The organism is Mesorhizobium sp. M7A.F.Ca.US.014.04.1.1 (genome assembly GCF_003998745.1).
Lineage (GTDB): Bacteria > Pseudomonadota > Alphaproteobacteria > Rhizobiales > Rhizobiaceae > Mesorhizobium > Mesorhizobium ciceri.
Genome location: NZ_RZRW01000188.1, coordinates 1 through 9,848 on the forward strand (window position 1 = coordinate 1; position 9,848 = coordinate 9,848).

General features: G+C 63.5%; 10 protein-coding genes. 4 read left to right on the forward strand and 6 right to left on the reverse strand.

Annotation, left to right across the window (positions count from 1 at the left end; genetic code table 11):
• The 3 genes from EOA22_RS14715 to EOA22_RS14725 form a co-directional block, all read left to right on the forward strand.
• The coding region (locus EOA22_RS14715) for a HAMP domain-containing sensor histidine kinase (protein ID WP_164755450.1) at positions 1-772 on the forward strand (772 nt) is incomplete at its 5' end.
• The gene (locus EOA22_RS14720) at positions 747-1,544 is read left to right on the forward strand and encodes a peptidoglycan-binding protein (RefSeq protein ID WP_013532656.1); all 798 of its coding nucleotides are present in this window, start codon (positions 747-749) and stop codon (positions 1,542-1,544) included. The genes EOA22_RS14715 and EOA22_RS14720, both read left to right, overlap by 26 nt.
• Before the next feature lie 69 nt (positions 1,545-1,613).
• On the forward strand, positions 1,614-1,961 hold the full coding sequence (locus EOA22_RS14725) for a DUF1491 family protein (RefSeq protein ID WP_013532655.1): 348 nt from the start codon (positions 1,614-1,616) through the stop codon (positions 1,959-1,961).
• On the opposite strand, the gene EOA22_RS14730 is transcribed toward EOA22_RS14725, so the two are convergent.
• Positions 1,939-2,973, reverse strand: a complete 1,035-nt coding sequence (locus EOA22_RS14730) for a hypothetical protein (RefSeq protein WP_063170191.1) — start codon at positions 2,971-2,973, stop codon at positions 1,939-1,941. The two genes, EOA22_RS14725 and EOA22_RS14730, sit on opposite strands and share 23 nt — an antisense overlap.
• A gap of 186 nt (positions 2,974-3,159) precedes the next feature.
• Between EOA22_RS14730 and EOA22_RS14735 the strand changes: the two genes are divergently transcribed.
• The gene (locus EOA22_RS14735) at positions 3,160-3,348 is read left to right on the forward strand and encodes a hypothetical protein (protein ID WP_013532653.1); all 189 of its coding nucleotides are present in this window, start codon (positions 3,160-3,162) and stop codon (positions 3,346-3,348) included.
• Positions 3,349-3,487: 139 nt separating this feature from the next.
• On the opposite strand, the gene EOA22_RS14740 is transcribed toward EOA22_RS14735, so the two are convergent.
• From EOA22_RS14740 to EOA22_RS14760, 5 genes are all read right to left on the reverse strand, one after another.
• On the reverse strand, positions 3,488-4,057 hold the full coding sequence (locus EOA22_RS14740; protein WP_013532652.1) for a DUF1254 domain-containing protein: 570 nt from the start codon (positions 4,055-4,057) through the stop codon (positions 3,488-3,490).
• Complete coding sequence (locus EOA22_RS14745) at positions 4,050-4,634, reverse strand: DUF1214 domain-containing protein (protein WP_013532651.1); 585 nt, start codon at positions 4,632-4,634, stop codon at positions 4,050-4,052. Before EOA22_RS14745 ends, EOA22_RS14740 begins: the two co-directional genes overlap by 8 nt.
• A gap of 253 nt (positions 4,635-4,887) precedes the next feature.
• Positions 4,888-7,041, reverse strand: coding sequence for a penicillin-binding protein 1A (locus EOA22_RS14750; protein ID WP_013532650.1), 2,154 nt, complete (start codon positions 7,039-7,041; stop codon positions 4,888-4,890).
• A 150-nt stretch (positions 7,042-7,191) separates the two neighbouring features.
• Positions 7,192-8,124 (reverse strand): dimethylarginine dimethylaminohydrolase family protein, encoded by a 933-nt coding sequence (locus EOA22_RS14755; RefSeq protein ID WP_013532649.1) that lies wholly within the window; start codon positions 8,122-8,124, stop codon positions 7,192-7,194.
• A complete protein-coding gene (locus tag EOA22_RS14760; RefSeq protein ID WP_063167697.1) occupies positions 8,121-9,740 on the reverse strand; it encodes a hypothetical protein in 1,620 nt (539 codons plus the stop codon). The genes EOA22_RS14755 and EOA22_RS14760 overlap by 4 nt, the downstream gene beginning before the upstream one ends.
• Positions 9,741-9,848: the final 108 nt, after the last annotated feature.

Below are 9,848 nucleotides of genomic sequence, written 5' to 3' on the forward strand. Positions count from 1 at the left end.
ACGTTTCTTGGCGGTGTTCACCCACAACCTGCGCACGCCGTTAAATGCCATTATCGGCTTCTCGGATATGCTGCTGCATGAGATGTTCGGCGCCTTCAAGGATCCGCGCCAGAAAGAATATGTCGGCTTGGTACGGGATTCGGGCCAGCATCTGCTCGCCGTCGTAACCTCGATACTCGACGTGTCCAGGATTGAATCGGGCGTCTATGCGACCGAACCCGAGCCGTTCCGGTTCGCGGAGGCGGTCGATATGTGCCAGTCGATGATGCAACTGCAGGCGCAGGCCAAGAACATCGATCTGCAGGCGCAGATCGCGCCGGACGCCGGCGACATCAATGCCGATCAGCGCGCCGTGCAGCAGATGCTCATCAACCTGGTCTCCAACGCGATCAAGTTCACTCCCGACGGCGGCGACGTCGTCGTCGGCGCCAAGCGGATCGGTTCGCGCCTGCATTTCTGGGTCAGGGACACCGGCATCGGCATCGCCGAGGAGGATTTCGCCAATCTCGGCAAGCCCTTCATGCAGATCCAGAACGACTATACCCGCCGTTTCGAGGGGACTGGTCTTGGCCTTTCACTGGTCAAGGGCCTGGTGGCGCTGCACGAGGGCACGATGTCCATCGAAAGCATGCCAGGCGAGGGCACCACGGTGACCATCAGCCTGCCGGTGAACGGACCGAAGGGACATCAGGCGGAGAAGACCGGCGTGCTGACCATGCCTGTGGCGATGGCGAAAGGGGACAGAGATGGCTCGCTCCGCAAAACCGGCTAAGGCGGTCAAGCGCCGCAGCAATGCCTTTCAGGACGGCGCTGTCGCCGTCGGCGGCATGATCTCGCGCAATCCTGTCCTGGTGGGCGGCTCGACGGCGTTCCTGGTGACGCTGTTCTATGTCTCGGCCAATGCCTTGTGGTACCAACCTTTCCCGCATGCCGGCGCATTTTTTGCGACCCGCAGCATTGCGGGCTTTCCGCACGCGACGCCCGACGAACCGGAGACGACATTCAACATCGTGCGGCCATCCGGCGCGCCGGCACCGATCAAGGGCGATCCGGTTGTCGAGCAGGTGCAAGGCATATTGAAGGATCTCGATTTCTATTCCGGGACGGTCGACGGCATTTCCGGACCCAACACCCGCAAGGCCATCCAGGACTATCAGCAGAAGGTCGGGCTCAACACGTCCGGCGAGATCGACGCGCTTCTGCTCGATCAACTGGGCGCGACGCCGAAGACAGCTTCCGTCGTGCCCAGACCGCAGCCGCGCCCGGATATGCCGGCCGCCGTTCCGGTGTCTTTGCAGACAGGTTCGGGACAGACAAATTCCGGGCAGGCGGATGCCGCGACGCAAGCGCCCGATGCCCGCATCGTCAAGATCCAGGCCGGGCTCAAGGCGTTCGGCAATGACGACATGCAGCTGGATGGTGTCGTCGGCGCGCGCACAAAGGCGGCGATCAAGGAATTCCAGTCGCTGTTCGGGCTGCCGCAGACCGGCGAGCCCGATGAGATCGTCTATGTCAAGATGCGCGAGATCGGCCTGACCAACTGACGGCCGAAACGACGGCTCGCCGAGCGGCGGAAATATCGATAGAGAACCGGCAGTTTCGGGAGCTCTCTCATGCGCGTCACATCGGATCTGTGGGTTTCGGCCCTGTTGCGCCGGATTTTCGGCGCCGGTGGATTTGCCGCCGTGGTCAAGCGTGGCGCGACCGAGGCCGGCGCTGTGTTCGTGCTGGCGCGGGGCAGGCTGGGTGAGGTTGCCCTGTTCGGGCCGGCGCCGCAGACAAGCTATGATTCGGCCAAGCCCGACGACCGGTTTTTCACTCTGCTCGGAGCTGGTGACGATCCCGCGGTGCTCGAAGCCAGGCTGGAACGGGAGAAAAAATTCGATCCCGACATCTGGGTGGTCGAAATCGAGGCCGGTGCCGTGCCCGTCGAGGAGCTTATTTCCGTGAAGACGCCCTGAGGCCGGAAGAAGCCGCCGCATCGTCGCTGTTCGAAGCGGTGCGTGTATCGCTGTTGGCAGGTGCTGCGCCGCGAACCACCCTTGAAAGGATTTCCGCTCTCCACGACCGCATCTTGTCCTGGGCCGCCTCGCGATGCAGCAGCCGGTAGCGGTCGAGGAAAGTCCGGATAGCCTGCGGGTGCGGGAACTGGCTGGGATAGACGGCAACCGTGACCAGGAAGGCCCTGTCTTCGCTGAGGTCGAGCGAGCGCAAGGCGACAAGCAGCGAGGCATAATTCTGGTTGGCGGTGAGCGATCGCGCGGTCTCGAAATCGATGTCGAGCGCATCGGCGAGCGCGGTCTGGAAGAACGCGGCGTTTCCCGTCAGCGCTGTCTCGCGCAATTTCATATAGGTGTCGGCGCCCTTGAAAGGCTCGGCGGTCGCTGTCTTCTCGTCGCCGGTGCGCATCATCGAGCGCAGCCTGCGCCGTGCATTCTCGGCCGCGATGCCGAGTGTCTGTTCCCGGGCTGGCTCGCCGGAGGCGGTATCCGCGCTCGCTGGCGCGATCTTGTCTGCCCCAGCGGCGTTCGCATCCGGGTCCGGCGCGCGCACCAGGGTTGGCCTCTCGAGGGCCCTGATCAGGTCAGCAATGGTCGGGTTCAAGCCCTTGCGGCGCGCAATGGCACGCGCATGCGGCAGGCCATGTCGCCCGATCAGGGCGATGAGATCGATGTCGCTGACGGCGCGTGAGCGGATGAGCAACGGCGCGGCAATGTCGACCGGTTCCTCGCAAAGACGGCGCACCAGGGCGGCGGGTGCGTATTCGCATTCGGAAAGGGCGGCTGCCACGTAACGGCGGGATTCGACGGACACGTCATTGAACAGCGGCAGCGTCAGGTCTTCGAGCTGGCCGATCTCGCGGCGTGAAGGGCGGGTGAGCGAGCAGAACGCCGACACTGCGGCGCGGAACAGCCTTTCGGCCTTTCCCGAGTCTTTTCGTACCGCGATTTGCCTGAAGTCCGAAGATGACACGAAGGATACGCCCGTACTCGACACAAGCTTGGCGCGCTCGACCGGGATTGTGTCGGTTTCGCGAGCACCAAGAACAAAGATCAAGTTAGCGACGATCCGTTAGCGTTCCGTTAACCCTCTGCCGCCTTAATGACATTTGGAGGCGTTGCGTTGTGCTCCGGGGAAACCGAGAGGAATGCGCGAACCATGGGCATGGTACTGTCTTTCGTGCCGCGTACGGCACCAAACACCAGAGCAAAGCAAACCGCCGAAATGCCGGCGGCGGTGATCATCTTTCCCGGCATCCGCTATGAGCGGTCGCATGCCGGCGAAGTGCGGCCGGTCGATCCCGACAAGACGGGATCGCCAGGGACGAAGCCGGTCCCGCACCACTGAGTTTCGGCGGCCACGGACCTTTGGTCCGGGATCATGTCTAGTGCATGTCGCCCAAAAGTGACCTCGGTTTTGGAGAACGACATGCATGAAAACAAAGACCTAAAGCGGGTCGTCTGAATCCGTTCAGACGCGACACGCTCTAGAAGTCCTGCAACTCACAGGAACTCTGTTCGAAGAAGCGCGACACGATCGGCTTCCAGCTGCTGTCGGGGACGAAGGCACGGATGACGAAGATGCCTTCCTCGATCGGCGCTTCGACGAAGATCGCCCCCTGAAGATCCTCTGGAAGGTCCTTGCGCACGTCGATCATCTGCGCCGGCGTCAGCACCACGGCATCCAGAACGCCGCCGGTCGCTGTGTGGTCGTTGAAGGAATAGATGTTGTGGCCGCTGCGGTCATAGACCGACACCGACCAGAACGGGACATGTCCAGGTGCCTTGACGCGGACCAAACCTTCGCCCAGGTCGAACCGGCACGCCGTTGCATAAAACAGCGGGTCGACGGATTTCACCACGGGCGCCCCACCGGCCTCGGCATCGAGCCGCGTCATCTTGTAGAGATCCGAAGCCATGGACAGCCGCGACCAGGCGTCGCGTTCGGAAAATTCAGGCACCAGAAGCAGCACGGCGATGTGCACAATGCCGGCGCCGAGCAGGCCGAGCAGGACGGCATGCAAAAGTCTGCGCATCGCCGCATAAAAACTACGCATCGCAGCCGACCTTGACGATCCGCGGCAGCGAGACGTCCGACAGGCCCGTGCTGCTGGCGATTGGCGTGTCGTAGAAGGTCAGCACGAAATACATCCTGCCGAAGCCGTCTGTCAGCAGCCAATTGCCGGGCATCGGGTGATGGCCGGCGGAAATGATCACCGAATTGTCGGGCTGGCGCACCACCCCGTAGGATTGCAGCGCCGCCAGCCGGGATTTGCCGGTCTCGACCACGCTGAGCGACTGGTCGGCGGCGTAGAGCGTCCAGAACCGCGCCGTCGGAAATCCGCCCTCGATGGTGTAGGTGCATTCGCGCTTGAGCTCGGCGCCGCCCGTGTCTCGCTCGGCGACGAAGGACAGCCCCTCGGCACGGCCGAGTGCAAGCACGCCCTCGCGCGCCACGCGAGCCTTGGAATAAGGATCGGCGGACGGCGTGCCGATATCGGGAAAGGCTGTCCATTGACCGATCCGGATGGCGCCGACGCCATCCTGGACTTTCAGCGCATACCAGACGCTGCCGCCACCGCCGATGATGGCTATGGCAAGCGAAAGCAACGTCAGGAAGGCAGTTTTGAGCATGAAGGGCCGGGGACACCGAAGAGTTGCCGCTCGGGGATATCGCGGCGCAGGGCCTTGTGGCAAGCGGGCCGATGTAGAATTGCAGCCGCCTCTTCCTTCTCCACCTGCGGGAGACGGTGGCCGAGCGAAGCTCGGTCGGATGAGGGGTGTTCCAGCTTCGCAAGGACGGTGATCCGGCCAGCACCCCTCAACCGTCTCGGCGCTGCGCGCCGATCCACCTTCTCCCACAGGTGGAGAAGGAAGAGGCGCGCCATCACAGCGCCGACAGCGTCTCCGGCGGTTGAGGCGTATTGAGGACGGGCGCCGACTGGAACAGGCTGGTCATGTCCCGCAGCGTCTGCGTCGTGCGGCTGGACAGCACCGGCGGCCGTTCGGCGGCTGCATCGGCCACCGCCTGCGCGTCGCTCTTCTTCTGTGCTTCCTCGGCTTTGGCAGCGATCTCCTCGTCGACGAAGGGCTTGTCGATGCCCGGGATCGGCTTGAGGTCGATGTTCTGGTGCGCATAGACCATCAGGCGCTGCCATACCATCGCAGGCAGCGAGCCGCCGGTCATGTTCTTGGTCGGCGTGAAATCGTCATTGCCCATCCATACCGCCGCCGTGTAGTTGCCGGTGAAGCCGACAAACCAGGCGTCGCGGTAGGATTGCGTCGTGCCCGTCTTGCCGGCGACGACGATGTTGGGAAGTTGGGCCCGCCGCGCCGTGCCCATCACCGGTACTGCCGCCAGCATGGTGTTCATCGATTTCAGCGCCTGCTCCGACAACACCCGGTGTGGCGGCGGCGCATCCTTGGCGAAATCATAAACCACCTCGCCGGTGCGGGTGACGAGTTGGCTGATGCCGTGCCGGAAGCCGACGAAACCGTTGTCGGCGAACACGCTGTAGCCCGTCGCCTGGTCCATCACCGTCATGCCCGAGGTGCCCAGCACCATCGTCTTGTGCGCTTCGAGCGGCGATTCCACGCCCATCGCCTCGGCCATGGCCTTGATCGGCCCGATGCCAAGGTGATCCTTGGCCAGCCGAACCGGCACGGTGTTGATCGATTTGGCCATAGCCATGATCAGAGTTACATTGCCCGCCGATCCGCCGCTGTAATTGTGCGGCGACCAGGACCCCCAGCTGATCGGGCCGCCGGAGATGATGGAGTTGGGCGTGAAGCCGTGTTCCATCGCCGTTGCATAGACATAGGGTTTGAATGACGAGCCGGTCTGGCGCAGCGCCTTGGTGGCGCGGTTGAACTGGCTGGCGCCATAGTCGCGGCCGCCGACGATGGCGCGCACGGCGCCGTTGGTCTCGATGACGACGACGGCACCTTCGGTGACGTTGTACTCCTTGCCGAACTGGCGCAGGTGGAACTCCACCGATTCTTCCGCTGCCTTCTGGATGTTCGCGTCGAAGGTGGTGTGGGCAACAAGCGAGTGCTGGCCCGGTTTGGCGATCTTCTTGACCTCGTCGAATGCCCAGTCGAGGTAATAGTCCGGACTTTTCTGCTCGCCGCGGTCGACGACATCGGCCGGATGCAGCCTTGCCTGCAGAACCTGCCCCTCGGTCATGAAGCCGGAATCGACAAGGTTGGACAGCACCACATTGGCGCGTGCGCGCGCTGCCGGCAGGTTGATGTGCGGCGCATATTTGGTCGGCGCCTTGAACAGCCCGGCCAGCATCGCCGCCTCGGCGAGGTTCAGATCCTTGACGCTCTTGCCGAAATAGAAATCGGCGGCCGCCTCGATGCCGAACGTACCGCCCCCCATGTAGGCTCGATCGAGATAGAGCTGCAGGATTTCCTTCTTCGACAGATTGGCCTCGAGCCACAGCGACAGGAAGGCTTCCTTGATCTTGCGCTCTAGCGTGCGCTCATTGGTGAGGAACAGGTTCTTGGCCAGCTGCTGGGTTATGCTCGAGCCGCCCTGAACGACGGAATTGGCCCGCACATTCTCGAAGATGGCGCGGGAAAGGCCGAGCACATCGATGCCGTAGTGATCGAAGAAGCGGCGATCCTCGGTAGCAAGCACCGCCTTGATGACGTGATCGGGCATCTCGTCGACCGGCACGGAATCGCGCTGGATGATGCCGCGCTGGCCGATCTCGTTGCCATAGCGGTCGAGGAAGGTGACGGCGAAGTCGCCCTGGGCGCGCCAGTCGCCGGCCGTATCCTGGAAAGCCGGAATGGCCAGCGCCAGCATCACCACGATGCCGCCGGCGCCGAGCGTAAAACCTTCGCTCAACACTTCGATGATGCCACGGCGCCAGCCGTTGACGCGGAAGCGCCGCGAGAAGATCGTCGCCGATTCCCAGAACTGGCGCGCCTTGAAGCCGATCTCGTAGAGCGAGGAATCGATCCACGCGTCGAGCGCCAGCAGCCGGGCGGCGATCGGACCTCTTCTCTTGCGCGGTTCGGGACTGGCCATTCGGAATCCGGCTAGCAATTGCACGACCTGAGTACCGCAAACCGGCAATTTCAGGGCGATGCATTCCGCAAGACTATTCCTCCATTTTTCCAGCACTCACAAGGGCAGCGAAGACACAGTATCGGGTTTGTTGCTGAGGGGCGAGCCGGCTCAGGCCGGTTCGCGCTTCAGCGCCTGCGCCATGCAGTGGATGCCGCCGCCGGTCTTCGAAATCTCGCTCATGTCGACGGCCGCGACCTCGAAACCGCGGGCCTTGAGCTGGCCGATCAGCGACTGGCTGGAGGTCGGCGCGATCACCCGGTCCTTGCCCAGCGACATGAAGTTGCAGCCGAGCGCCATCGTGTCCTGGAACGGCACGTCGATGATCTCGTGGCCTTTGCCCTTCAGCCAGTCGACAATGCCGGGCTCGGTGCAGGCAAGGCAGACGGCGGTCAGTTTTTCGGCGATCGGCACCACCATCAGGTCGATATGGACGTAATATTCGTCGATGAAGGCGATGCGGGTTTCCCAGCCTTCCTTGTCGAACCAGGCCTGCACCTGGCGCGCACCTTCCTCCTGCGTGCGCGCGCCGCCGCAGCCTATCAGCACGACGCCATCCTCGATGACGTTGAAGTCGCCGCCCTCGAACGTACCAGCCGTGACCATGTCGTAGATCGGGATGCCGAGTTTTTCATAGGTGCGGATCGCGGCATAGTTCTCGCCGCGCCGCCACCAGTTGGCCATGGCGGTGATGAAGGCGCCGTAGGGCGTCATGACGCTGGAATCGCGGGAATAGACCTGCATCGGCAGCTCGGGCGTCGGCTCGTGCCAGTGGATGTTGACGCCGAAATGCTCGTAGGCGGCGACCAGGTCCTTGTGCTGTGCTTGTGCGATCTGCACGTTGCAGGGCGCCTCGCGCAGGTGCTTGCGCGACAGCGAGCTGGTCGACAGATGACGCAGGAAATTGGGCGAGCCGAGCAGGACGTCGGTCAGCACGTCGGTCTCGTTGGCAAAACCCCAGGCGGTCAGCGGCTTGGTGCCGCCGGCGGGGTTGCGGCGCTGCAGCGAAAACGGCTCGGCGACAATGCGGTCATGAACGGTCATGGGATGCTCCTCGTGAGGTGACTTGGGGGTGTCTGATTGCTCGGTATCCACCAGTCGCGTCCACGCGGGGTGGTGACATATTCTGGCCAGCGAAACCCGATCGGCGGCTCGTAGTCGCAAAGCGGTGCGATCCAGTTCGAACCGCCGATGCCGCCGCCGGTGCGGGTAACGAACTCGTCCATCGCCGCCTCGCGGGCAGTCTGGTCTTCCAGCAGGCGAAGGGCGGCAAGCGCAATCGTGCGGGAGGCGCAGGCCACCATCGGGTCGATCGTGGCCGAAATACCGCCCAGCGCATTCATCACCCAGGCTGGATAGGGATAGCCGGTCTCCGAACGCAGCGCCGGGCGGGCGACATAGAAGCGCGCCGTCGGCGTATGCCAGCTCATGTCGGTGTAATCGTCGGAGGTCGAATTGACCTGCGAGGGCGGCAGGTCGCGGCGCAGGATCGCTTCCGCCGCCTGCGGCTCGATCAGGCGCTCCAGCTCTTCGATGAACGGCTCGTCGCTCGCCATGCGCCCGGCATTGACCTGCATTTCGCGCGCGACTGCCTTGGCGTCTTCGTCCCAGCGCGGCGGCCCGACCGCCGACAGCGCTTCATAGGCGATCTCGGCCATGGCATGATTGGCAAGTCCCGGTCGTGACTTCGACACCCAATGCCGCTCGGTGCGGCAATCACTCATCGCTGCCGCCGCCTCGGCATTGCGGTCGAGCACCGCGGTGACCTGCTCGGCCATGGCAAGCGTCGGCACGCGGATCATGTACTGAATCTCGGCCAGCCCCGCCGGCAAATTGTCGGCGGTCGCTTGCCCCGCCGTCAGGATCGCCTCGCTGATCGACCAGCCGCCCTGGTGAGGCAGCATGGAATCGCGCAGAGCCTTGGAGGCCATGTACATCATCATCAATGCGTCGTTGGCGCCGGGCGCGCGCGCCGCCGAATGTGCTTGCGGAATGGGTGCAGCACCCGCAGCCAGCGCCCAGCGCTCCGGTTGGTCGCAGATGAAGCGATAGATCATCGCGTAGGCCGCGCCGCAATGCGTGTCCCAGCGCGCCGTGTTGCAGAGCGGCAGCATGTAGAACGGATGAAAGGAGATCATGCCGGCAAGGCCGTCATAATAGCCCTTGGCGGCATGGATCGGCTTTGACCCACGCACCTTTTCCGCCGGCTCGCCGGTGAAGCGCAGCGTGCCTGATATGCCGTGGCGCTGCATCGCGGCCTTGGTCGCCAGCAGCCCGCCGAGGCTCGAAATACCCAGCCCGGAATGCGGGTCGGTGTGGCCGCCGGCCTGGTTGCCAAGTCCCCGGCGCGGACGCTCGACCGTAGCGGCATCCTGGCAATTGCCCGGCACCGCGTCGTATTCGGCGTACATGCCGATGGTCGGGCCGGGGCCGTTGGTCCAATGTGCGCAGAAGGCGGTCGGCATGCCGCCGGAGCCTTCTTCGACAGAAAAGCCTTCGAGTTTCAGTCGCTCGACATACCAGGCGGCGGATTGATATTCCCGCCACGCGGTCTCGCCGTAATCGAAGATGATGCGTGTCCACGCGGACAACAACGGCTGGATGCCGTCGAGACAGGCAAGGGCGGTTGCTTGCGCCGAGGTGGCCACCGGTTTCTCCATGGCATGAGAAGAAAGCAGTGAAGCGGTTCGCTAAAAAGTGATATGTTTTCCCGGTTCGTGCAAATTCGGTTCACCTGAGGTTCCTTGCGTATACCATCCACACAAGCG

Bases quoted from the DNA above. Each gene is read 5' to 3' on its own strand.
- EOA22_RS14720 (WP_013532656.1), top strand. From the start codon at position 747: ATGGCTCGCTCCGCAAAACCGGCTAAGGCGGTCAAGCGCCGCAGCAAT.
- EOA22_RS14725 (WP_013532655.1), top strand. From the start codon at position 1,614: ATGCGCGTCACATCGGATCTGTGGGTTTCGGCCCTGTTGCGCCGGATT.
- EOA22_RS14735 (WP_013532653.1), top strand. From the start codon at position 3,160: ATGGGCATGGTACTGTCTTTCGTGCCGCGTACGGCACCAAACACCAGA.
- EOA22_RS14740 (WP_013532652.1), bottom strand. From the start codon at position 4,057: ATGCGTAGTTTTTATGCGGCGATGCGCAGACTTTTGCATGCCGTCCTG.
- EOA22_RS14745 (WP_013532651.1), bottom strand. From the start codon at position 4,634: ATGCTCAAAACTGCCTTCCTGACGTTGCTTTCGCTTGCCATAGCCATC.
- EOA22_RS14750 (WP_013532650.1), bottom strand. From the start codon at position 7,041: ATGGCCAGTCCCGAACCGCGCAAGAGAAGAGGTCCGATCGCCGCCCGG.
- EOA22_RS14755 (WP_013532649.1), bottom strand. From the start codon at position 8,124: ATGACCGTTCATGACCGCATTGTCGCCGAGCCGTTTTCGCTGCAGCGC.
- EOA22_RS14760 (WP_063167697.1), bottom strand. From the start codon at position 9,740: ATGGAGAAACCGGTGGCCACCTCGGCGCAAGCAACCGCCCTTGCCTGT.